The sequence below is a fragment of the Pontibacillus chungwhensis BH030062 genome (assembly GCF_000770675.1).
Taxonomy (GTDB): Bacteria; Bacillota; Bacilli; order Bacillales; family BH030062; genus Pontibacillus; species Pontibacillus chungwhensis.
In genome coordinates, this window is sequence record NZ_AVBG01000009.1 from 131,770 (window position 1) to 156,355 (window position 24,586).

The 24,586-nt window shown below is 41.5% G+C and carries 25 protein-coding genes and 1 riboswitch; of the genes, 24 read left to right on the top strand and 1 reads right to left on the bottom strand.

Translation table 11 applies throughout. The features are described from left to right. Positions 1-10: 10 nt before the first annotated feature. Positions 11-535 carry a type II secretion system protein gene (locus N780_RS12680; protein WP_084599570.1) on the bottom strand — a complete coding sequence of 175 codons (525 nt, stop codon included), beginning with the start codon at positions 533-535 and terminating at the stop codon, positions 11-13. Positions 536-587: 52 nt separating this feature from the next. On the opposite strand from N780_RS12680, the gene N780_RS12685 reads away from it, so the two are divergent. The 24 genes from N780_RS12685 to N780_RS12800 all read left to right on the top strand — a co-directional run bounded on the left by N780_RS12685 (position 588) and on the right by N780_RS12800 (position 24,581). After that, positions 588-1,043 (top strand): prepilin-type N-terminal cleavage/methylation domain-containing protein, encoded by a 456-nt coding sequence (locus tag N780_RS12685; RefSeq protein ID WP_036784656.1) that lies wholly within the window; start codon positions 588-590, stop codon positions 1,041-1,043. 18 nt (positions 1,044-1,061) lie between these two features. Then, entirely contained in the window at positions 1,062-2,138 is a 1,077-nt protein-coding gene (locus N780_RS12690; protein ID WP_036784658.1) for a hypothetical protein, read from the top strand. A 274-nt stretch (positions 2,139-2,412) separates the two neighbouring features. Continuing rightward, a complete protein-coding gene (locus N780_RS12695) occupies positions 2,413-3,660 on the top strand; it encodes a hypothetical protein (protein ID WP_036784660.1) in 1,248 nt (415 codons plus the stop codon). Positions 3,661-3,688: 28 nt separating this feature from the next. Continuing rightward, positions 3,689-4,681 (top strand): PRC-barrel domain-containing protein, encoded by a 993-nt coding sequence (locus N780_RS12700; RefSeq protein WP_036784662.1) that lies wholly within the window; start codon positions 3,689-3,691, stop codon positions 4,679-4,681. Positions 4,682-4,707: 26 nt separating this feature from the next. After that, a complete protein-coding gene (locus N780_RS12705; protein WP_036784665.1) occupies positions 4,708-6,129 on the top strand; it encodes a VanW family protein in 1,422 nt (473 codons plus the stop codon). Between the two features lie 68 nt (positions 6,130-6,197). Further along, the gene (locus N780_RS12710; RefSeq protein WP_036784667.1) at positions 6,198-7,820 is read left to right on the top strand and encodes a GspE/PulE family protein; all 1,623 of its coding nucleotides are present in this window, start codon (positions 6,198-6,200) and stop codon (positions 7,818-7,820) included. A gap of 12 nt (positions 7,821-7,832) precedes the next feature. Beyond that, positions 7,833-8,873, top strand: coding sequence for a type IV pilus twitching motility protein PilT (locus N780_RS12715; RefSeq protein ID WP_036784669.1), 1,041 nt, complete (start codon positions 7,833-7,835; stop codon positions 8,871-8,873). A 3-nt stretch (positions 8,874-8,876) separates the two neighbouring features. Further along, the gene (locus N780_RS12720) at positions 8,877-10,082 is read left to right on the top strand and encodes a type II secretion system F family protein (protein WP_036784671.1); all 1,206 of its coding nucleotides are present in this window, start codon (positions 8,877-8,879) and stop codon (positions 10,080-10,082) included. 79 nt (positions 10,083-10,161) lie between these two features. After that, a riboswitch (cyclic di-GMP riboswitch) is annotated at positions 10,162-10,245 on the top strand. 80 nt (positions 10,246-10,325) lie between these two features. Then, positions 10,326-10,805: a prepilin-type N-terminal cleavage/methylation domain-containing protein gene (locus N780_RS19270; protein ID WP_052115056.1), complete on the top strand. Its 480-nt coding sequence runs from the start codon at positions 10,326-10,328 to the stop codon at positions 10,803-10,805. Positions 10,806-10,895: 90 nt separating this feature from the next. Further along, entirely contained in the window at positions 10,896-11,648 is a 753-nt protein-coding gene (locus tag N780_RS12730; RefSeq protein WP_036784674.1) for a prepilin peptidase, read from the top strand. Positions 11,649-11,671: 23 nt separating this feature from the next. Continuing rightward, entirely contained in the window at positions 11,672-12,652 is a 981-nt protein-coding gene (gene pilM, locus N780_RS12735) for a type IV pilus biogenesis protein PilM (protein ID WP_052115057.1), read from the top strand. Positions 12,653-12,683: 31 nt separating this feature from the next. Further along, entirely contained in the window at positions 12,684-13,268 is a 585-nt protein-coding gene (locus N780_RS12740; protein ID WP_036784677.1) for a hypothetical protein, read from the top strand. After that, positions 13,258-14,013, top strand: a complete 756-nt coding sequence (locus N780_RS12745; RefSeq protein ID WP_036784679.1) for a hypothetical protein — start codon at positions 13,258-13,260, stop codon at positions 14,011-14,013. The genes N780_RS12740 and N780_RS12745 overlap by 11 nt, the downstream gene beginning before the upstream one ends. A gap of 154 nt (positions 14,014-14,167) precedes the next feature. Beyond that, on the top strand, positions 14,168-15,172 hold the full coding sequence (locus N780_RS12750; RefSeq protein ID WP_036784681.1) for an SPOR domain-containing protein: 1,005 nt from the start codon (positions 14,168-14,170) through the stop codon (positions 15,170-15,172). A gap of 155 nt (positions 15,173-15,327) precedes the next feature. Further along, positions 15,328-16,659 carry a glycoside hydrolase family 18 protein gene (locus N780_RS12755; protein WP_036784683.1) on the top strand — a complete coding sequence of 444 codons (1,332 nt, stop codon included), beginning with the start codon at positions 15,328-15,330 and terminating at the stop codon, positions 16,657-16,659. 204 nt (positions 16,660-16,863) lie between these two features. Further along, positions 16,864-17,466 (top strand): Maf family protein, encoded by a 603-nt coding sequence (locus N780_RS12760; RefSeq protein WP_036784685.1) that lies wholly within the window; start codon positions 16,864-16,866, stop codon positions 17,464-17,466. Between the two features lie 18 nt (positions 17,467-17,484). Then, entirely contained in the window at positions 17,485-18,174 is a 690-nt protein-coding gene (radC, locus tag N780_RS12765) for a RadC family protein (RefSeq protein ID WP_036784687.1), read from the top strand. Positions 18,175-18,480: 306 nt separating this feature from the next. After that, positions 18,481-19,518, top strand: coding sequence for a rod shape-determining protein (locus N780_RS12770; RefSeq protein WP_036784689.1), 1,038 nt, complete (start codon positions 18,481-18,483; stop codon positions 19,516-19,518). A gap of 13 nt (positions 19,519-19,531) precedes the next feature. After that, positions 19,532-20,428 carry a rod shape-determining protein MreC gene (gene mreC / locus N780_RS12775; RefSeq protein ID WP_036784692.1) on the top strand — a complete coding sequence of 299 codons (897 nt, stop codon included), beginning with the start codon at positions 19,532-19,534 and terminating at the stop codon, positions 20,426-20,428. Then, entirely contained in the window at positions 20,425-20,964 is a 540-nt protein-coding gene (gene mreD, locus N780_RS12780; protein WP_036784693.1) for a rod shape-determining protein MreD, read from the top strand. The genes mreC and mreD overlap by 4 nt, the downstream gene beginning before the upstream one ends. A 54-nt stretch (positions 20,965-21,018) precedes the next feature. Beyond that, the gene (gene minC / locus N780_RS12785; protein WP_036784695.1) at positions 21,019-21,708 is read left to right on the top strand and encodes a septum site-determining protein MinC; all 690 of its coding nucleotides are present in this window, start codon (positions 21,019-21,021) and stop codon (positions 21,706-21,708) included. Then, positions 21,701-22,498 carry a septum site-determining protein MinD gene (gene minD / locus N780_RS12790; RefSeq protein WP_036784698.1) on the top strand — a complete coding sequence of 266 codons (798 nt, stop codon included), beginning with the start codon at positions 21,701-21,703 and terminating at the stop codon, positions 22,496-22,498. Before minC ends, minD begins: the two co-directional genes overlap by 8 nt. A 447-nt stretch (positions 22,499-22,945) precedes the next feature. Continuing rightward, positions 22,946-23,734, top strand: coding sequence for a M23 family metallopeptidase (locus N780_RS12795; protein WP_036784701.1), 789 nt, complete (start codon positions 22,946-22,948; stop codon positions 23,732-23,734). Beyond that, positions 23,715-24,581: a M50 family metallopeptidase gene (locus N780_RS12800; protein ID WP_036784703.1), complete on the top strand. Its 867-nt coding sequence runs from the start codon at positions 23,715-23,717 to the stop codon at positions 24,579-24,581. Before N780_RS12795 ends, N780_RS12800 begins: the two co-directional genes overlap by 20 nt. Positions 24,582-24,586 lie beyond the last annotated feature (5 nt).

The window sequence follows — 24,586 nt, forward strand, 5'->3', positions numbered from 1 at the left end:
CAGCCTTTTTTTATTGAAGTAAGAAGTCCTCAAAATAGTCGATAGTCGTCTTTAAACGGAAAGAGGGCTCTTTCTCGTTTTTCTTTGGTTGATCTAGTTTAGCTTTCAGTGTGAGGTCGAGTTCTATGGTTTCTTTTTTATTTACTACCTTACAAGTTTTAGTACCAGGATTCAGCGCAAGCTCCTCTGGATTGCTATTAGCTTTCTTCCCCTTTAAGTAAGTTTTGATGCTCAATGTCTCAAAGTATCGCTCATCTAAATCCATAGGGGATCGTTTCTGGGATGGGGTTTCAATGGTCAAATTTCCTGTACTATAGCATATTTCAAAGGGTCGTACTTCTTGGTTACGCAAAGCTGTGACAAAAATATTAGCTTCTTGGCTAAGATTTACATTCTTTTCAGCTTTTGCATTATACTTTATACTTTGTAGTAAGAAAGTACTTGCTAAAATGGTCACAATCCCCAATATAGCAAGTCCGGCTAGTAATTCCACTAACGTCATCCCGCCTTCATCCTTGTGTATGAACATAAACATCCCCTCGTTCCTCGTTATATTCTTATCATATAAGAAGAGAAGGGTGAAATAAATGAAGAACGGTTATAAAATTCAAAAAAATAAGGAAAAGGGGTTCACTCTGCTAGAAATCCTAGCCGCTCTTGCTATTCTTGGCGTTCTTGTTGTGGTTATGATTCCTTTCTTTACGAATTACGCTGTGTTTACCTCGAAAGCAGAAGAGAATGTCGATGCGATTAATTTAGCGGAGAAAGTGATGTATGAGGTGGTTGAAGATTACCCACTAGACAGCTACATATCAAGGGCTTCTATAGCGAATTGCGATACTACACCAAATCTCTTACCTTCTGGAAACGGCTTACCTAAAAATATAAGTGGAGATAAGGTATATGAGGTTAAAGGATTGTTGTGCAGTCGGCCTGGAAAACAAAGTGGAGGGGAAAATGTAAATCTTTATCAGCTGAAGATTGAATTGTGGAATGAGCAGACCATGGTAACCGAAACATTTACGTATGTTAACTATAAATAAAAAAGGAGCAAAGAGGAAATGAAAAATGAAAATGGTGGAGCATTATTGATCGTATTGCTTACAATAACGCTTTTGTCGATCTTTTCTCTTGGGCTTCTTTATCAAGTGCAAAGTTCCTCTAAGCAATTCACTAAAACTGAAAAGCAAGTTCAGTCTACCAATGTAGCAGAAATGGGATTGCAACATGTGAGGGAATTAGTTGCAATGAATAGGACATACTTCCCGGTAAGTGTAGCAGCTACCAGGAATGAGCTAAGAAATAAAATACTAACCTCTTCAATCATTCAAAATCTTGAACCCTCAAGTAGCAATGCTCAATACTCTGTATCTATAGATTATCAATCTATTCAAGGAAATTACTTTGAAATTGATGTAGAGAGCACAGGGGAAGTAAAAGATGAGAGTGAAACATTTGAAGAGACGCTTCGATTCACATTAACTGGAGGCTGGCAATACTTAGAGGATTTAGATCCTTTCGATACTTTAGATGGTTATAATCAAAATACAGAAGATCAGTTTAAAAAGAATGCCAAAGCTAGTACGTGTGTTAGCAGTGATAGAACGAATATTGATACATTAGTGGCTAGTGTTTCGTCTCAATATTTTATCGCGAAAAATAATAAAAATAACGGCCAAGGTAATTCTAATGGAAACAGTGGGCAAGGGAAAAGCAAGGGAACAGAATACGAATGTCAATCTAATCAACAGTTTGTTTCAGATAAATTTGTGCAAGTAATGCAAAACGTTAAGCTTACTATAAATGGTAACCTTGTCTTACGTAATGGGTTGCAAATGAAAAATGATAGCCTTCTTGTGGTGAATGGGGATTTTCATTCAGGAAATGACCTTAGTAGAAAAAACGTATCCGGCAATAAGGGCACGATTATCGTAAATGGTCATGCTTATTTGCCTGAAGAGAATTTAGGCATGAATCACCCTAAGATTTGTATAACAGGAAGTACTAATTATCCGATAGAGAAGCAAAGGGGAATTGAAAGTTGCAACCCTGAAATACTGAAGTTAAAGCCTTATGGGGTGTATGTATCTGGAGAACTTAGTGATGGAATGAACTGGAGAATTGAAACAATGGAGTAAATTTTCATTTATACATGAAAGTATAATAAAGGAAGAGCCACTTCACACGACAGTATTCATCCTTAAATTGGAATAAAATTAGGCCTTGAATGACCAATGAATTAGGACCTTTTAAATAGTTTGACTTTATTATACAATGATTCTATAACATTACATTTTATACAGAAATATAGGTTTTACAACTAGATTTTGTAGAAAATTACGGAATATGTCCCTGCAAGCTGGGGATGTCCTTACTTTAGTACTAGTTTGGAGATGGAGGGAGAGGTGGGGTTTGGCTGGATATATCGGTGCTCTCATTGCAATTGGAATTTTGTTAATAGGACTTTCTTACATACCTATACAACTCGATCGTAAAGGAAAGCTCTATTTGGTAGGAGCTTCCGCTTTAATCGCTTTGGCGACCTATGCATCTAAGGTCACGTTCGCCTGGTGGCAGAGCAGTTTAATTTTAGTGTTATTAGCTTTTCTAACGGCATTATTGCTAAATCGTCGCTTGCAACAGTTCGTTCTTGTTCGTGATACGTCCGTATTAAATGAAGCTGTACATAAGGAAGAAAAGGATATTGAACCCGTTTCTATTGAAGAGGAAGAGATGCAAGATGAGGAAGAACATCTGATTGTTTCTCAAAAGGTTGAAGTAGAGTCCCTTTCTGACGATAGTAAAGAAGAGGAGATCATTCTTCAGGAAGAGTTAACAGATGTTGCTCCAGATCTTGAAGAAGAAGAGACGTCGGACCTGGATATCATAATTGAAGAGGAACCTTTGAGTACAGATGAACCTCTTTCTCCTGAGGAAGAACTTTTAGCCTCCCGTTCTGATTGGATTGAGGGATATGGTGAAGAGACAGAACACGTTCAAGAAGATGCCTTTGTCGAACGATCTTCTGTCATAGAGGTTATTGAAGAAGATTATACAGAAGAGCTCGACGACGATCGAACATCAGAGGATTCTACTTCTGAATGGGTTGACGAAGATGATGTACTTGAGTCTATTGGAGAAATGGATGAAGAAGAATTCTCTTTGAGAGAAGAGGTTCTGGAAGACTTTGAGTCGTTAGCCGATGAAGACGCTGGTCAAGAAGAAGTTGAAGTCGAAGGACAAGAGGTTAACGAGTCTGCATTTGAAATGGTAGAGCAGATTGAAGGTGAAGAGGGCTCGCTAGAGGTGGAAGCTCCACTAGAAGGGGAGGCCTCTCGGAGAACAGCTGCTCCATTAAAGAGTGTGTTCCAGACGCAAATGCTTCATGCTCTTGTGGAAGAAGTCATGGTCCAGGAAGATATCTTGTCTTCTCACGATTATGAACACTACCTAAAGCAGTTCTTACAGCCTTCATTGCCAGCTCAAGACTACTATACATTTGCCTCTTTGCTGGTGCAGCATCATATTCGAAATCAAAATTACCAAGAATTAAATGAATGGCTCCCTGAACTAATTAATAAGTTTTCTGATTATCCCATTATTAAAGAGGAACTTCAATATATAAAAGACTTCGCGGAAGAACATGGAACAGATTCATAGACTACTAAGGAAATAGGTGTGATGAACAATGAAAAGAAGTCATGAAATTACGGAATTACCCATTATAAGTATTGTTGACGGTAAGGAAGTTGGGAGAGTTAAATCACTTGTCATTAACCCAGATGAGGGACATGTGGACTTTCTGACGATTGAGCATAAAGAGTGGCAAGTAAGTGTGAAAGCAATACCTTTTAAGAAGGTCATTGGTGTTGGTGAGTATGCAGTCACAATTGAGAGCAATACAGCGATTCTTGATCTGGATGAAATCCCTATTGCGAATGAATTAATTAATAAGAAAGTAAAAATTATTGGCTCTAAAGTTATGACCCGAAAAGGGCAACTTATTGGGGAAGTTACTGAGTATTATGTGAATGATGACACGGGCAAAGTAATTGCTACATCTGTCCAAATGGGGGATCAAGAAGTGGTACTAGATAGCACTTCTGTCGTTACATATAGCGAGCACATGACGATTGTGAGTGAAAAGGCGTTGACACAGTATGTCACAACCCTTGAAGAGCTGACAGGTGAACCAAGTGGTCCTCAAGAGCAGCCGGCAGACTCATCCCAGCAAGAAACAGTAGCGCAGGAACCGGTGGCTGTAGCTGCAGATGAGAAAGTGAAACAGACAGTTCCTGCTAAGGAAGATGAATTAGAGGGTACGCTCATAAGTGAAGGGACAACAGGAGAATGGAGTCAAGACGAAAGCCCTTCACCACAGCTTGAGCTTGTAGAAGAAGTAACTCCTGAGGGAGAGGTGGCTTCTGGATCTCTTATATCTGATGAAGTCGAAGAAGTGTTAGAAGAAGAGGAGAAAGAAAAACCCGCTTCCAAACTAGAAGGAATTCATAATAAGCAGCTTGAACTTCTGAAAGGAAAAGTAGTTCAAAAAGATATCGTCGACTCTCGTGGGAACATTTTATTTAACGAGGGTGATCAGCTTACAGAAGATGACGTGAAGCTCGCTCAAGATCAAGGGCCAAGCGTTGTCGTTGATCTGACAATGAGTGTTGAAGGCTAAACCATAAAAGATAGGGAGAATGCGTTGTGGATAAACGGTGGGATTTGAAATTTTTCATGTACCTCCTAGCAATGGCCCTGTTTATTTATGGATTCTCTGTTGGTGGGGCATTTGCTTATGATGTTGTCATGGCAGGGCCTAAAACATATGAAGAAGGAACAAAAGTAGGGGGAGTATCGGTAGACGGACTAACCCGTCCAGAAGCTGAGAATGCTCTTAAAACCAGAGTGCAAGAATGGCTTAATCTACATCCGGTTGAAATGCTGACAGAAGAACAATCCATTGTTTTGTCAGAAGAATTCTTAACGGTGGATGTAGCTGACACACTAGACAACTTAGAAGAGGGGACCGTTAATCCGCTCTCCGTTCGGTTTAACCGAGCGGCTCTAGAAGGACAAAAGGAGGCATTTGGTGAGGAAGTGTACGATCATTTGCTCCTCGATCAGCTTACTGCTGATATTAAGTCACAAGCCGAAGTGTTGTCAGATAAATCGTTGACCTATTCTGTTTACGATTATGTTAGTAGCGGGACAGAATCGCTATTCAGTGTTATTGCAGAGTATAATCAGAAGATCCCTGATGGGTCTGATGTATTTACGTATACAAATGAATTAGATGGTTTGGTTATAGAACCGAAGTCAAATGTATCTTTATTAGAACAAGTCAATGACGTTCCTCTCCAGAATCAAACCGCACTAAATGTGATGGCATCTGGTTTATACGGAGCTGTATTGCAAACAAACTTTGATATTATCCAGAGACACATTAGCCAACACCTCCCTGCATATGCGGAAAAGGGAAGGGAAGCGAGTGTGAATTTATCAGAGGGACACGACTTTGTCTTCTTCAATCCGAATGAGTCTTCTTATAAAATCCAATTCGAGGTGAGTGAAGAGACGCTTACCGTTCAAATTGTAGGGTACCCGATTTCAAGGGAATATGAAGTCCTCATTCAAAATGAGCGTGAAATTGAACCACGCACGATTATTCAGTATAGCGCCTTTGCAACCGGAGCAGAAGTGCAAAGAGAAGGCGAAACAGGGATTGCTTATGACGTGTTCAGAGAAATTTATAATCAGAACAATGAGGCCATCGATACTGAATTTATTACTCAGGATTACTATGCTCCTGTCCATACATTAGAGGTACGTGCGGAGCCTGTTGAACCTGTTACCTCAGACAACGAGGGCACGGACCAGAGTGGAACTGGCTCAGGAGATGACAGCGGTTCAGAAAGTAACGGGGATAATAAGGAGAATCAAGATTCTGGATCAAATGAGAATGATTCAGATGATGACACAAATCCTAATCAGTCGGATGATTCCACAACCAAAGAGGGATCAAAGGAAGGTTCATCTGGAGATTCTGACGATAAAAACGAAGGGCAAAATTCTGACGGAACAGATGGAATATGGAGTCCTGATGAAGGTCCATCTAAAGGGGAATAACGTTAAGGAATGCGGACTCGACATAAGGGTTCGCATTTTCCTTACGAAGAGAGTGAGGAAAACGTAACATGGCAGAGCGTAAGCGTCTGGGTGACTTGTTAAAAGAAGCGGGCATGATTAATGAAGGTCAAATTAAAGAAGCGTTAGAGACAAAGGAAAGTGGTCAAAAGTTAGGAGATGTGCTGTTAGATAAAGGATACATAACCGAGCAGCAATTAATTGAAGTTTTGGAATTTCAGCTAGGCATTCCTCACATCTCCTTGTACCAATATCCAATCGACACGAATCTGCTGTCGCTAATATCAAAAGATTTCGCCAGACGAAATATTTTAATTCCGATTAGTAAAGAAGAGAATGAAATTGTTGTCGCTATGAATGATCCGATGGACTACTATGCAATTGATGACCTACAAATCTCAACAGGTTTTCGGATCTCACCTGTGATCGCAACGAAAGACGAGATCTATCAGGCGATTAACAAGTACTATAACTTACACAGCGGCGAAGATTTAGAACCGTCAGATGACCCTGATGATGCACCTGCCATACGGTTGTTGAACCAAATGCTACAAGCAGGTGTTCAAATGAAGGCTAGTGATATTCATATTGATCCTCAGGAAACGAAAGTGCTGATCAGGTACCGGGTAGATGGCGTCTTACGAACGGAACAGGGACTTTCAAAGTCTATGCAAAACTCATTGACCGCTCGCGTGAAAATTATGGCTAACTTAAATATTACAGAAGTTCGTTTACCTCAAGATGGACGAATTAAGACGTTCATTGATCATACTCCTGTTGATTTGCGGATTTCGACCTTGCCTACCGTATATGGAGAGAAAATTGTTATACGAATCTTGAACCTTGGTAGCGCCATGGGAAAATTAAGTGATTTAGACTTTAACAAAATTAACTATAAACGTTACCTCGAATTAGTCAATCAGCCCTCAGGTCTTGTTTTAATTACAGGTCCTACTGGTTCAGGAAAGTCGTCTACGTTATACGCTTCTTTAAACCATTTAAACACAGACGATGTCAATATTATTACGGTGGAAGACCCGGTTGAGTATCAATTGGATAAGATCAATCAAGTTCAGGTGAATGCAAATATCGGGCTCACCTTTTCAGCTGGTCTCCGTTCAATCCTGAGACAGGATCCGAACATTATTATGGTCGGAGAAATTAGAGACTCAGAAACAGCAGAAATTGCCATTCGAGCATCTTTAACCGGGCACCTCGTATTTAGTACGCTTCACACAAATAGTGCCATTGCTACGATCCCTCGTTTGATCGATATGGATGTTGAGCCTTACTTGGTTATGTCATCTGTTTCTGGTATTGTCGCTCAGCGACTCGTCCGGAAAATATGTCGTGACTGTAAGACAGCTTATACACCGACTGAACTAGAAAAGGAATTGTTTCATAAGCGAGGCCTTAAGGTCGACACGATTTATAAAGGAGAAGGGTGTAATAGTTGTCAGCATACTGGCTACCGAGGTCGCATGGCCATTCAGGAAGTACTGACCATTGATGAAACCATTCGGAAGATGATGATGAACAATAGGTCTATGTCTCAAATTAAGGAGTACGCCTGGAAGAAGGGGATGATTTTCTTAGTGGATGATGGCTTGCTTAAAGTCAAACAAGGCCATACGACGACAGAAGAAGTGCTGCGTGTAGCTAAAAGTGAGTAAGGAGGTGTGTTCATGAAAGAGCGATTTGAGAAACTGTTAAAAGCGGCATTTGAGTTAAAAGCATCGGATATTCATATAACGGTCGGTGTGCCTCCGATCTTTCGGCTGCACGGAGATTTAAAGCAGTATGGGAAAGAAACGATGCGACCAGATGATACATTGGGTATGGCGAAGGCGATTCTATCAGAAACGCTATGGGAAAAGTTTAAAGAAAAAGGTGAGGTCGATTTCTCCTATGGTATCCCTGGTGTGTCTCGTTTTCGAATTAATGCGTACCACCAACGAAATTGTGTATCACTAGCTGTCAGAATCGTGCCGACAGAGATCCCTACACTTGATGCCTTACATATGCCTAATGTGTTAAGAGAAATTGCTGAGAAACCTCAAGGGCTTGTGCTCGTTACTGGACCTACAGGAAGTGGAAAGTCAACGACGCTTGCATCCATGATTGATTACATGAATAACTCGATGCGCCGACATATTATTACACTTGAAGATCCAATAGAGTATTTACATTCTCATCGGTATTCTATTATCGATCAGCGTGAAGTAGGGTTCGATACGAATAACTTTGCCAATGGCTTACGTGCTTGTTTGCGGCAGGATCCTGATGTCATTCTAGTCGGAGAAATGAGAGATTTAGAGACCATTTCTACAGCTATTACAGCTGCTGAAACAGGACACCTTGTATTAGGAACGCTCCATACTACAGGGGCAGCAAGCACGATTGATCGAATTATTGATGTGTTTCCTCCTAATCAGCAAACGCAAGTACGTATTCAGTTAGCCAGTGTCCTTCAATCCATTGTGTCACAGCGCCTCTTTCAAAAAAAGGACAAGAAAGGGAGGCGGGCTGCTACGGAAGTTCTAATGAATACGTCTGCTGTTAAGAACCTTATCCGGAATGAGAAGATTCACCAGATACCAAACATCATTCAGACGTCCAAAGCCCAAGGCATGCACACTCTTGATTTTTCTGTCCGTGCCCTAGTGGAGGAAGGGGTTATCACAACAGAAGCAGCCGCCCCGTTTTTAGAAGAGAGGGGACAATAGAGAATGGCTTACTTCAAGTACAAAGCCCGCACATCTAAGGGGAAGATGAAGGAAGGACGTATTAAAGCAGACTCTAAGCGAGAAGCTGTTGGAAAATTAAAAGAAGACGGGATGACCGTTGCAACCATTAATGAGCTAAACAGTATTTTATATAAAGATATTCAATTAGGCAGTCCGGTGAAAAATAAAGAATTTGTCATTTATCTTCGCCAGTTTGCGACGTTGCTTGAATCAGGTATATCGCTCATCCAATCTACTTATATATTAAAAGAACAAACGTCGAGTAAAGCACTTCAGCGAGCCCTCACCCAAATGGCGGAAGATCTTGAAGGAGGACTTTCTTTCTCTGACGCAGCAGAGAAGCATCACAAGATCTTCCCCGATCTGTTTGTCAATATGGTTCGGGCCGGTGAAGCTGGAGGGAACCTTGATGAAATCCTGGACCGGCTTGCTGGTTATTATGAAAAGCAGTACGACACACGACAAAAGGTCATTTCAGCTCTCGCATACCCGGTTGTTGTATTGGTTATTGCTATTGGGATCGTGATCTTTTTATTAAGCTTCGTAGTGCCCAGGTTTGCGGATATGTTCCTATCCTTTGGAGGTGACATACCTCCAATCACACAATTTGTAATGAGTTTAGGGGAACTATCTCAGAGCATGTGGTGGTTGTTTATTGTGGTCCCAATCCTTCTTTATGGCGGAATTCAGTATATGAAACAGTACCCACGATTCTCCTATGGACTAGATCTTGTGAAATTAAGGATTCCTATCTTCGGACCTCTTATACAAAAGGCAGTACTAGCTCGTATGACAAGGACGATGAGCTCATTATTTAATAGCTCTGTCCCCATTTTACAGGCGGTGTATATTACAGAGAGCATTGTCGGCAATAAAGTTGTCGAATCGGTCCTGAAAACGACAAGAAGATCCCTTGAAAAGGGAGAGTCCATGGCGGCTCCGATGCAAAACCACTGGATCTTTCCTCCGCTCGTGACGCAGATGGTCTCTGTTGGGGAGAGCTCTGGTTCATTAGACCATATGCTAGGGAAAGTGGCTGATTTCTATGAATCTGAGCTAGATTACGCAACAGATCGGATTAAAAGTTTAATAGAACCTGTTATGATCGCTTTCCTTGCCCTGATCGTCGGCGGGATTGTAGCATCCATTGCCATTCCTATGTTCTCTATCTTTGAGCAAATTGGGTAAATGTGCTAAATTCATAAGATAATAGTGGTAATAATGAGACGTATTTACTATAATGGATGTAGATGATTACACGTACGAAGATACCATCGGAAGCGACGAAAGGCTGGCTGTATCTGGGCACTTAGCCACCCTGGAGCGAGTAGTGCAACCGACCGTACATAAAAGTAGACAAGTTTATGGTGTGGTCGTTTTTGTAATGAGAGTTTCATAATTATTTATTATAAAAAAGGGGAGAACAGACTCATGTTAAAGAAGTTTCGTCAACTGATGAACAAAGATGAGAAAGGTTTTACGCTTGTTGAACTACTTGCAGTTATTGTTATTTTAGGGATTATTGCCGCGATTGCGATTCCTAGTATTGCGAATGTTGTTGAGAATAGTAAGAAGGATTCATTAATTCGAACGGCTGAACAAGCTGTTGAGGCTTATAGGTTAGCGGAAACTTCATCTGATCTTGATACTATCCAAACGGAAAGTAGTGGAGCAGCGCTGACATTTAGCGAGTTGGCGGCTGGAGGCTATTTAGAAAATAGCGATGGCTATAGTGGAAGTGTCGTTCCATCAGAGGTGCTAGGTGATAATGACAGTGCTACTGGAGAGTCTACGTATCAAGTAAGCGTTACTGGTAATGGGTATGAGATAGTTAATAAAAATATTGATTCAATTACTAGGGATGACGTTAATGAAGAAGGAACGGCTGCAGCAAATGCCTCGGATGAATGATTAGTTTAAAGATTGCTAAAAAGTTACTGAATTTACGAAGATCCCTAGGTATAGGGATCTTCAATTCTTTTCTGTATTGGAGCAACTAAAATGAACTTGGTACTAATACTATATGGCGTTATACTGGGGCTTGTAGTCGGTTCTTTCTTGAATGTGGTGGGAATTCGGGTGCCGAAGAAGGAAATGTTTATACAGTCTAGATCACATTGCCTTAACTGCAACTATACTCTAACTTGGCGTGATTTAGTACCAGTTTTGTCCTACATAACCCTAAAAGGCAAATGCCGCAACTGCAAAAAAAGCATCTCACCCCTATACCCGATAGTCGAAGCGGCTACGGGATTTTTGTATGCTTACAGCTTTATACGTTTCTGCTTCTCAACTGAACTCATCGTTGCGCTCCTTTTCACCTCATTACTCGTTATTATTACCGTAACCGACCTAACCTACATGCTGATCCCTAATGTAATCCTACTCTTTTTCTTACCCTTCCTTATAATAGGGAGAGTCATTTCCCCTCTCGACCCGTGGTGGGATTCGTTAGCTGGAGGGGCAACAGGGCTCATTTTAACAGCCATCATTATTATCGCCAGCAAAGGTGGTATGGGTGGCGGTGATATGAAGCTGTTTGGTGTTATTGGCATTGTGCTTGGGCTTCCTGGGGTGTTGTTAGCCTTTTTCCTTTCGACTTTATACGGCTCTGTTATAAGTGGAGGTTTGCTTTTATTTAAGAAAATTGATCGGAAAAAGCCAGTGCCGTTTGGTCCGTATATTGTGTTGGGTGCTTTAACAAGTTATTTCTTTAAAGATCCTATTATTGATTGGTATCTTCAGTTATTCTAATCAGAAAGGCAGGTGACCTGAGTATGTTTAACTTTCGAAAGTCAAAAGAGCGCATTAACATTATATTTAAAGACCATGTACTCCGATATATAGAATGTGACACTCCGGAGCTTACGGGCATAGTGGATTACGGAGAACTTTATCTGGAAAGTGGGATCATAGAAGAAGGAAAAGTCGTGGATGCAAGGAAACTTGCTTCAGTTATTGAGGAGTTGACTGAAGAGAAAGAGTGGCGTAAGAAGAAGGTATACTTTAGCGTGCCGGATGCGTCCGTTATTATTAAGTCGTTTCATATCCCAAATGATTTAAAAACGGCTGATGAGGTGAAGGGCTACTTGTATATGCAAATCGGTGAAGGATTGCATCTTCCTTTTGAAGAGCCTGTATTTGATTATGTCGTGTTAGAAGAGAAGGAGAATATGAACGAAGTGCTCTTGTTTGCTTATCCGGAATCGCGGGTTCGGGCTTTTGAGTCTGTTCTTTTAGATGCGAATACGAAACCAGCTGTAGCGGACCTGACTTTCTTGTCTTTATACCGTTTATATTATGATTTGGACCATGCCCGTTCAGATGATCATTTACTTTCTCTTCAGTGGAACTTGGATGGTGTCGTGTTAACGGTCTTTCATCATTGCCATCCTCAATTTACACGTTACATGAAGAGTGGGATAGATCCTAACCTTTGGGAGTTTCCGGTTAAAGGCGATTCAGACGTGCGTTTTACAGGGGATGATCAGGAAATCGAAGCCTATATGGAGGAACAGATGAGAGAAGTCGAGCGCATTATGAACTTCTATCGTTATTCTGTCACAAATGGCGAATCCGCTGTTACGAATCTATTAATATCAGGTGATTTTCCTTTATTACATAAAGTGTATGAAAAGTGCCAGCGTGATTTACAGTTGAACGTAAAAATGTTGGACTCAAAAGAATTTTCATTAGCCGAGGACGGAGTCATTCCATTTCGATATGCAGAGTCCGTTGGCTTAGCCCTGAAACCATAGGTGTGTAGACGTTAGGGGGGATCGAAAGTCGATGAAGGTAGAAATAAATTTACTTGAACAAAAAGAGAAACAAAATATGGTGCCTTATTTAATGGCTCTTGCAGCTGTCCTTTCCATACTTCTCATTTGGCTCCTCCTTTACATGGACAAGCAAGCAGCTTTAGATGAAGTAGAAGATGTGAATAGTAGAATTCAGGAAGTAAGAGTAGCGCAACAAGAGTATCAGGAAGAGCTGAAAGATGAAGTCCAAACCAATCGCCTAGAATTGCAGCGTTCTGTTGAGGCATTAGAAAGCAACCTTTTCCCTGCAGTTTCACTTCTTGAGCGGATGGTGTCTTTGTTACCTGAGCGTGGATTCTTTGAGCGCTACGTCTATGTTCGTCCTCAATCTCTGCTTCTTTACGTTCGGTTCGATGGATTTCAGGATGTGGCTGCCTATACAAATACGCTAATTGAAGAAGATTATGTGGAAAATGTTTCGGTCCAACAAATTACGTCAAACGTACTCGAGGAAGATTTAGACCCCACTCAGTACAGACCAAGATATGTGGCTGAATATGAAGTGACGCTCGATAAAGATCTATGGGAAGAGGGGGAAGAGGACGATGAAGATTGAATGGAGACGAATACATACGATTGTTGTCGTTTTACTGGTCATCGTCTTTCTCGCTTTTTACTGGATTGTTCACTCTCTTTATGTAGATCCAGCTCTTCAGGAAGTGGACCGAGTGAAATCTTCACTTAATAATGAGGAAAGAATACTCAATTCACTTGCAGATCAAAAAACAGAGCAGCAGGATCTTACTTTGAAAACGTCGCGTGAACTGCAGTTAAAGCTCCCGGTGCTACCTGTTCAGGACCAAGTCATCCTGGCAATGGAGCGGGCTGAAAACGTGTCTGGAACATTTATTGAGTCAGTGATTCTAAATGGGGACGAAATGATAGAAGCAGAAGATGATGAGGATATAGATGCGGCTGAACCGACCAGTGAAACAGAAGAAGTGGATGAGGAAACAGAAGAAGCATCAGCTGTTGAGGCCCCTCCTGTTATGCCATCAGTGAATGCTCTTACATATCAAGTTAACGTTCTCGCAAAGAGTTTTAAAGATTTAACGCTTTTCCTTGAAGAACTAGAACAGATTCCTCGCCTGGTTAGCTTTGATGAAATCGAGTTTCAACCAAATGAATCTACTACTGATGAGGAGGAACAAGTTTCTTTTCTTGTAACATTTTCTGCATTTTACGAACCTGATTTAAGCGGACTGCAAGATGAACTTCCACAATATCATTATCCTGAACCCTCTCAAAAAGAGACGCCTTTTGAAGGAGATGGTGAGGATTTATCTGAGGATGAACAATAGAGCCGTGCACACCCTTTCAATATGAAAGGGTGTTTTTATGTCTTTTTGCCAAATCGTGCCGAAAAGACGAGAACCCCAGATGACAGAAGTCGCCTTTCTTTTCTCTAGTCGTGTGATAGATTGAAACAAACTAGTAGAGAAATGAGGGGAGCATGTGGACAAGCACAATAAGATCTCCGTTCGTATTAATGGAGAAGATACGTATCTTGACCGGGACAAAGATGTGAAGGAAAAGAATGTTACAGATGAGTTAGTCGTCGCCAAAGAAGAGCAGGCGTCTGCGATAGAGGAGTGGATGGAAGAACAAGAAAAGAAAAAGCAGACTAAGGAAGAGGTGAAAAAGGAGAAATTACCCGTTTTTGAGCGGAATTATTCTCCCAAGAAGCGATCATTTTCTCTCCCTTCTGAAATGAAGCAATTATTAATTGCTGCCGCTTCTGCCATTCTTGTAGGGACACTAATCGGCTTTATCATGATTCGAATCTTTGGTGGAATTGAGGGTAGTGCTAATGGTGGGGCTCAGCCTGCTATGCCAGCGCTTCAGTCAGGCACTGCTCAAGATCAAGGGGGAGTATCTGGCAATGGGAATGCGCAAGCTCTTTCATTTCCTGGAGTTTCTGCCTATGTTGTACAAGCCGGGATCTTCTCAACGGAAGAGAAGGCAAAAACGTGGGCGAGCAATTTATCTGAGAAGGGATTAGAGGGTTATATCTGGCCTAGAGATGGACAATTTTACTTATTTGCAGGCGTTGCTTCTTCTAAGGAGAATGGAGAGAAGATTGCCACGTATTTAAAAGACCAGGGATTTGAAACGTTTGTGAAAGAGTGGCATGTAGGAAGTGGCGAAAAAAAGGTAGCAAAAGCTGAAGGAACATGGATTCAATCTGGTGTGGAAGCGTGGAAGAATGTATTGCCAGCGACAACGTCCTTAATTGAAACAGGTTCAGGCACTGCTTCTGAATTAGCAGCTAAGGTTGATGCTTGGAAAAAAGCGATTCCAAATGAAGCTTCAGAGAAAACCGCACCGATTCAAGAAAGCTTTAATCAATTTAGTCAAGCAGCCCAAGCATTTGAACAGAATAAAAGTACAACAAGCCTTTGGGATATGCAAACGAGTATGCTTTCTGTATGGCATGATTACGAACAATATCTGAAGTAAAGCATAAAGGTGCTTCCTGTGAGGGAAGCACCTTTTTTGATGCTTAAGCTTTATTCATAATGAGATCTTTAAACGATCGGAACTAACACTGGAGTAAGAGTGCATAATAAAGCCCTCTTTGTAGGTATCCTAACGGTATCGAAGGAGGCTTTATTATGAAAGGTTATGTATGTGTTGGGGTAGTACTGTTGTTTATTCTATTTACATCAGAAGATCAGATTAAAGCTGAAATCATTCATATTACTCAAAAAGGCGATACGCTCTACAATATAGGGGAACGCTACACTATCACACCAGATCAGCTCGCAAAGCTAAACGGAATGCCTAAAGAACGAAAGCTTGTGCGAGGCCAGTCCATTTTAGTGCCAGGTCAGGCATACATTGTTCAACCATCAGATACTTTATATAAGATCGCAAAGCGCCACAAGGTAAGCGTGAATGAAATCATGGAGAAGAATGGTTTGAAATCCACAACGATTCTTAAAGGTCAGACGCTTACTGTTCCAAAAAAGCAAAAGACTCCTGTAAAAGTTGGAGCTTATTTTATCCCTAAGGACGAAGTATACAATGAGAATATTATTGATAATCTTGGTCAGTATTTAACAACGATTTACTTATTCAGCTACACCCCGAGTAGAGATGGAACGTTAACCTCCATCTCATTGAAGGGGAGTGTTAACAAAGCATGGAGAAAAGGGATATTGCCATTTGCTACTGTGACAAACTTAAGTTCAAAGGGCTTCGACCCGGACCTTGCCCATGAACTCATTCGTACAGAAGAGAAGCGAAAGACATTTATCAATCACCTCTACCTTTTGTTGGACCGTCATGATTACAAAGGTGTCGTAATTGACTTTGAAGGACTTCATCCCGAAGACCGGTCCTTGTTTTCTCTTTTTATTAAAGAGCTTAGTGATCGCCTCCACCCTAATAATATGGAAGTGCATATTGCTGTTCCCCCACTGAAAGGGAGTAAATCTCCTTCTTATAGCGCGGCTTTTGATTATAAGACGCTCGGGGAGCATGCAGACAGTCTTTTTCTTATGACCTACAATTGGCATTGGCTTGGAGGACCCTCTGGCCCGATTGCGCCTATTCTAGAGGTAAAAAAGACGTTAGACTTTGCTACAACAGTTGTGCCAAGGGAAAAACTCATGCTTGGTATTCCTATGTATGCCTATGATTGGGTGATTTCTGGGGAAAAGCGTGTCAAAGGAGAAGCTTATTCTGTCCAAAATGCCATTGCAAAATATATTCATCATGAGAGTCAGATTTTTTATGATGAGCAGTCAGAAGCACCGTGGTTTCGTTACAAAGATGAACAAGGTCGTACCCATGAAGTGTGGTTTGAAGACCCGAGGAGCTTATTAGCGAAGTTTGAACTCGTTCGAGACTATCAGTTAGGGGGACTGGGAGCTTGGCAGCTAGACTTTAGCATGCGCCAAAGCGAAACATTATTAAGATCTGAGTTTAGCGTGCTGAAATAGAGGGAAAAAGAGCTGTTGGGTTTGCTTTTTTCTATTTCCGCTTATATATAGAGTGCAATATTTCATTTTTGTATACGAAAAAAACGATATTAAAATACTGTAAAGAATGTAATAGTTGTTTTCACCCTTTTGCGAGGGTGGCTTTGAGCAAGTATGATGAAACTACCCTGTAACGATCAGAACAACGAGAAAAGGATGATGTATATGTCACAACTTATTTTGGCTTCTTCTTCTCCAAGAAGAAAAGAACTACTAGAGCAAGTTCATATCCCATTTCAAATTAGAAAGCAGGATGCGGACGAGTCGAGTTTACCATTTTATAATCCTCGTGCTTACGTTCAAGCTCTAGCTGAACTTAAAAATCGTACGGTCGAACTTCAAGAACACAATGAAGTGATTTTAAGCGCCGATACAATCGTAAGCTTTGAAGGTAAAGTGCTTGGGAAGCCACAGTCAGCTGAAGAAGCTTATGAGATGCTTTCTATGTTAAGTGGTGCTCAGCACGAAGTCTACACGGGGGTTATGCTCCGCTCGTCGGAACAAGAATCGTTTATTGTAGAGAAGACGACAGTTGAATTCTGGCCATTAACGAAGGATGAAATCGAATACTACATCGAAACAGGCGACCCTTTTGATAAAGCGGGAGGCTATGGTATTCAAACATACGGTGCTACGTTGGTGAAAGGGATTAAAGGGGATTACAACAATGTTGTTGGTCTGCCGCTTTCTCGTGTCGTTCGCTCCTTGCAAGCTTATGGCGTCTATCCTTCTTTACCTGAAGTGGAGAATGAGCGTACAGGGAATTAAGTGAAGGGAGGCGTTGATGTGCCTGAAGTACCTGTATTTATAAAGCAGGTCCCCCAGGAAGATCGTCCAAGAGAAAGGCTGATTCGTCTGGGGGCACGTCAATTGTCTAATCAAGAACTGCTAGCTATTTTGTTAGGAACAGGTACGAAGAAAGAATCGGTGACCTCTCTATCTCAAAGGCTTCTCGTTCATTTTGAGGGGTTACTCTTATTGAAAGATGCAACGATAGAAGAGTTAACAGCCATAAAAGGCATAGGAGAAGCGAAAGCTGTAAATGTTCTGGCGGCTCTTGAAATTGGCAAGCGGATTCATTTTCATAAACCTACAGAGCGTTATACCATTCGAAGTCCTGAAGACGGTGCTGATTATGTGATGGAGGAAATGCGCGATTTAAAGCAGGAGCACTTTGTGGTCCTTTTTTTAAATACCAAAAATCAAGTCGTTCATAGACAGACCATTTTTATTGGCAGTTTAAATGCCTCAATCGTGCATCCTAGAGAGGTGTTCAAAGAAGCTGTTAAACGTTCGGCCGCCTCTATTATATGCGCCCACAATCACCCCTCAGGTGACCCCTCGCCATCTCAAGAAGATATCCACGTTACGCGTCGTCTTATAGAGTGTGGAAAGATGTTAGGGATTGAGGTTCTAGATCACCTTGTCATTGGTGATCATAAATATGTATCCCTGAAAGAAAAAGGATATTTGTAAGACTACTGCTGTTTTAATTGTATAAGTCTACTCCGCCATTCCTTCGATCTGCCTATTCTAGAAAAAATGACCCGATTACTACTATCTATTTCTTCTGTTTTTTCGTATAATTGAAAAGAAACCCAATGCTATCAAGCGCCAGGCGTTAAGTATCCTTACTTACGTTTGGCGCTTGTTCACTTGATAAAAAAAGATGCTCCCACTAATGGGGAACAGGGAAATGAACTGAAACAGGTTTAGATTACATATTAATTATGAAAACGAATAAATACGTTCGTGAACTGGTCATAGAAAGGAAGATGTAAGGTGGTTGGATTTGGATTTTCTCAAGATTTAGGTATTGATTTAGGTACGGCTAACACGCTAGTTTTCTTAAAAGGTAAAGGGGTTGTCGTTAGAGAACCTTCTGTTGTTGCTAAAAATATGAACTCAGGCGAAATACAAGCAGTAGGTAGCTCAGCTAAGAATATGGTAGGGCGTACACCTGCTAATATATCAGTCATTCGACCGATGAAGGATGGGGTTATTGCAGACTACGATACAACGGCTGCTATGATGAAATATTACATCAAGAAAGCCCAGAAGAATCGTTCTTCATTCGCCAGGAAACCAAATGTAATGGTTTGCGTTCCTTCTGGTATTACAATGGTAGAAGAACGTGCGGTGATTGATGCTACGAAACAAGCTGGAGCTAAGGATGCATTCCCTATTGCTGAGCCTTTTGCTGCGGCGATTGGTGCTGGTTTGCCAGTATGGGAACCGACTGGTAGTATGGTTGTAGACATCGGTGGAGGAACGACAGAAGTAGCGATTATCTCACTGGGTGGAATTGTTACGAGTCAGTCTATTCGTGTGGCAGGCGACGAAATGGATGACTCCATTATCCAATACATTCGTAAGCAATATAATTTAATGATTGGTGAACGATCAGCTGAGACGCTAAAAATGGAAATCGGTACAGCAGGAAATCCTGGAGAAGATGAAGAATTGGATATTAGAGGGCGTGACCTTGTGACGGGTCTGCCGAAGACGATTACCATTACAGCTGAAGAGATTGCGGGCTCACTTAAAGACACAGTCGATCAGATTGTGGATGCAGTGAAGAATACGCTTGAGAAAACTCCTCCAGAGCTGTCAGCAGATATCATGGATCGTGGTATTGTCTTGACGGGCGGCGGAGCTCTTCTGAAGAATATTGATACAGTCATTAGCGATGAGACGAAGATGCCTGTGTTCGTGGCAGAAGATCCACTTGATTGTGTCGCGATTGGCACAGGTAAATCTTTAGAATATATTCATCACTTTAGATCACAGCCGAACGTGGCTTCTAGAAGCATGGATTAAGTAGGTGTAAGGTATGCCATCATTTTTTCGAAATAAGCGACTGATTCTCATTCTTGTAAGTATTATATTTCTGGTGGCGCTCATTGGATTCACAATTCGAGATCGAGAGAATTTAACCCTGCCAGAGCAATTCTTGCAAGATACAATCGGTTGGGTTCAGACAGCTTTTCATGCCCCGGTACAGTTTGTGACGGGGACATTCGACAACGTGTCAGATATTAAAAACACGTATGAACAGAATAAAGTGTTGAAGCAAAAGTTGCTTGAGGACCGAAATTTACTTGAAGATATACAGCTTTTAAGAAAAGAAAATAAAGAACTACGCAGTATGTTAGATAAGAATGAAAGCTTAGGTGGTTATACCCCAATCCAGGCTACTGTCATTGCACGAGGGCCTGAGGAACGGTGGTATAAGCAGCTTACGATTAACAGAGGTGAGCAACACGGGGTTCAAAAAGGCATGGCGGTCATTACTGGTGAAGGAATGATCGGCAAGATCCAGAGTACCTCGCAGGTAACTTCAACCATACAGCTATTGAGTGGATTTGGAGGAAGCAACCTTATTCACGCGAAAGTAGTCGGAGACGACAATCAATATGGTCTAATCGAAGGTGGATATGATGAAGAGAAGAAAGCTCTTCTCTTGAAGGAAATCCCTTATGATGCCAAGATTGAAAAAGGCCAGCTTGTCGTTAGCTCAGGGATGGGAGGAGTATTTCCTAGTGGGTTAGAAATTGGGAAAGTGCGTGAGGTTGTCATTGATGAATATGGCTTAACCCAACTTGCGTACGTTGAACCAGCGGCTGACTTTTACGAGATTAACCACGTGTCTGTTGTAGATCGTGATATGTTCTCACCAGAGCTAGATGAACAACCTGAGGATCCAAATGAAGAGGAGGAGGGGCAATGAAGCGTTTACTCCTTCCTGCTATTCTCTTAATATTCCTCATCTTAGAAGGGACGGCTACAGATTTCTTGCCGAAAGAATGGCTTCTCTCTGATTATTTTATGATCCCGCATTGGGTGTTCGTCATCCTCGTGTACATAGCTATATTTTACGATTTTGACAGCACGTATTATTGTGTGTTTTATGGCATTATATTTGGTTTTCTTTTTGACCTTCTTTATACAGATATTTTAGGGGTATATATGTTTACCTACGGAATTGCGGCTTATGTCATCCATGGAGTAAAGAAACTCTTGCATGCCAATATGTTTGTCGCAATTCTTATGAGTATAGTTGGTGTAGCATTGGCTGATGCTCTCATATTCTTCTTGTATTCTTCCGTACAAGGGTTTGTAATGACGTGGAAAACCTATGCGCTTATGAGCTTAATTCCCACATTACTGGCTAACCTAGTCTTCACGCTCGTTTTATATCCATTCTTACCACCGCTTCTTTACAAGTGGTCAGAAGAGCAATTGGCAAGCCAGAAAGCCGTGTAGGCAAAAGGATTTGCGAGACAAAGAGTCGAATATATTGTTTGAGGTGAAGCTTCCGTGAGTACCAAGAAGCAAGTCGTTACTATAAAAGGCACTAAAGATGGCCTGACATTACACATTGATGATACATGCTCGTTTCACGATGTTTTGTTTGAACTAGACCGAAAGATTTCCGGGAATTATGTTGATGAAGACCAACCGATGATTACTGTAAATATTCAGCTAGGAAATCGGTACTTAGATGAAGACCAAAAAGAAGAGCTTCGTGAAGTCATTCGTCGTCATAATAAGTTAGTTATTGATGAAATTCACTCTAACGTTATAACAAAGGATGAAGCACACGAATGGGAGGTTGACCGTGCTGTTAACCCAATCTTTAAAGTCATTCGAAGTGGACAAGTGTTAGAGGTTCGTGGTGATTTATTACTCGTAGGTGATGTAAACCCAGGAGGAAAAATTGTCGCAACAGGAAACATCTATGTGATGGGAAATCTAAGAGGAATCGCCCACGCTGGCGTAAATGGAAATACAAAAGCTGTTATCGCAGCTTCATACATGAAGCCAAACCAGCTTCGCATTGCGGATCTTTTAAGCCGATCTCCTGATTATGATGAGGCAGAGGGAGCGTATATGGAATGCGGGTATGTAGATGACAAAGAAGAGAAGATCATAATTGATCGTTTGCAACTTCTCACACAAAAGCGCCCTGAGTTAGCAGGGGTAGAAAGGAGCATGCTAAATGGGTGAGTCGATCGTAATTACATCAGGAAAAGGTGGCGTCGGGAAAACCACGACAACAGCTAACCTCGGAACAGCCTTAGCACTAATGGGGAAGAAGGTGTGTTTAGTTGACACAGATATTGGACTTCGGAACCTGGACGTGGTGATGGGACTTGAGAATCGTATTATCTATGACATTGTCGATGTCATTCAAGAGCGTTGCCGCCTTAAGCAAGCTTTAATAAAGGACAAGCGTTTTGAAGACCTATCTTTATTACCTGCTGCCCAGACAAGTGATAAATCAGATTTAACTCCAGAAGGTATGGTCACGATCGTTCAAGAATTAAAGCAGGACTATGATTACATATTAATTGACTGTCCTGCAGGTATTGAACAAGGGTATAAAAATGCTGTCGCTGGAGCTGACAAAGCCATCGTTGTTACGACACCAGAGAAATCTTCCGTACGTGATGCTGATCGAATTATTGGTTTATTAGAACAAGAGGATGTAGAACCTCCTCGTCTAATTGTAAACCGCATTCGTAATCACATGGTCCAAAATGGAGATATGTTAGATGTCGACGAAATTGTAACCATTCTATCTATTGATCTATTAGGAATCGTGGCTGATGATGACGAAGTCATTAAAGCGTCCAATCACGGGGAGCCTGTAGCGTTTCAACCAAATACGAAAGCTGCTTTAGCTTACCGAAATATTTCAAGAAGAATCCTTGGAGAATCGGTGCCATTATTATCACTAGAAGAAAATAAAAGCTTTGTTTCTAAGGTAAAACGATTTTTTGGAATCCGTTCTTAAACGTTATATCTAGACGAATAGTGAAAAGCTCAGTCCAGTGCTTATTAAAGCGCTGGACTGAGCTTTTTTGTGGCGGAGGTTGTACAAGAATAGGGCTGTAAGCGGAAGGGTACTGCTTGAGAGATGCTGTTACCAAATTAAAGCTGCATGTGGCGTGTTTCCGTATCTCCTAATATGGAAAAGGTGGGCCTGGAAACTGCGAGACTCCCGTGGGCAGAAGAGCACAGGTGAGACCCCCTCACCCGGCTTGCCGGGTGAGGAGGCTCACCAGCTCCCCACAGGAAAGCGAGTGGTTTCCAGGCCCGCCTTACGCTCAATTAAAGGTATAGGAAACATTCTCTTTACTTTAAGTAAGAAATCCTCCCCTTATTCTTTCTCCCAATTCATAACTCGTCTACCTCCATCATAAACTTGTACAAAGAATGGATGAAGGAATGAGGAGAGGCTATGAAAAGAGACGTTAAAGACATTCGAAGATCAATAGCGGAACGTAAAAAGAAGCGAGGGGTGGGAGGAGAACGAAAGTCTACATCAACTCAAGCTGTTTCTTACGTACAAGAAGAAGAGAAACACGGCTACTTCCCTTTTTCTGAAAGCGATCGTGGTTCAAACGCAAACACTCAGTTCCTGACGGCTTTCTTATTTAAAAGTGTCATAGCAGGTGTCTTATTTTTCTCAGTTGCAATCCTTTACAAACTCGATGCTGGATTCCTTGAGACCCCGAAACAATGGGTAGATCAGGCGGTAACAGAAGAGTTTCAATTTGCTGCTGTTAATCAGTGGTATATGGATAAGTTTGGTGAACCACTTGCGTTTCTCCCTCAATCTCCGGGAGAAGATGAAGTTGTTCCAACTGCAGCAGGTGAATTAGCCCTTCCGGTAAGTGGGAGTATAAGGGAGTCATTTCAAACAAACGGCCAGGGGGTTGTCATTGAGACTTCCTCAAAAGAAGACATTCTCGCTTCTGGTTCCGGGATGGTGGAGTTTGCAGGAAAGAAAGAGGACACGGGGAATACCATCATTATTCAACACGCAGACGGAAGTAAGTCTTACTACGGGTATTTATCTGAAATCAATGTGAATCAGTACCAACAGGTTACAGCGGGTAATGTAATTGGGAAGACGGCGCCTGCTGAGAATGGGACAGCTGAAACGGTTTATTTTGCCATACAAAAAGGTGGTCAATTTGTTGATCCAATTGAGGTGATCCAGGTTCATGACGAGGCTGATCAATAATCATTTTCACGTTCATCCGCTGCTTTGGATACTGCTTGGGATCGGCATCTTGACCGGTTCCTTGTGGCAACTTGTTATTATGTTCTCCCTTGTATGGATACATGAGCTGGGTCATTATGCAATGGCCCGCTTTTTTAAGTGGAGAATTCGCTCGGTTATGCTTTGGCCTTTTGGTGGAGTGATGGAAACAGAAGAACACCATACAAGACCATTCCATGAAGAGGTTCTTGTTGTTGTAGCTGGACCCTTACAGCATGTGTGGTTATGGGGAGCTATTTCCTTGTTGGGGTATACAGGGTGGTTGTCACCGGCCACCATCGAGGTGATGCATGTATACAACGGGATATTATTTTTATTTAATTTATTACCGATTTGGCCGCTTGATGGAGGCAAGCTTTTGTTTCTTTCTCTTTCCTATGCGTTGCCGTTTGTACGCGCTCAGCAAATTCTATTGTATTTATCAGTCTTCTTCTTGGTTGTCTCGCTAGTCTCTGCTTTAATCTTTTTACCTTTTTCGTTAAGTACGATCTTTTTGGCAGCTTTCCTGTTATGGGAAAATCGGCTAGAATGGAAGCAAAGAGAGTATTCCTTTCTGCGTTATCTAATGAAACGCCATGAACAGAATGGTGAAAAGGTTCGTAAGCTCCGGGCTATTCACGTAAATGAAGATATCCCCGTAATGCACATCTTTAGGCAATTCAAACGAGGGAACCACCATCAAATTTTTGTAACACGTCCGAATCAAAGTCGAGCGCAAATTGATGAAGGCGAATGTTTGTATTATTATTTCACAATGAAACAATCTCGGGCTAAAGCAGCAGAACTCGCAGAATGGTTTGCTTCATAGAGAAG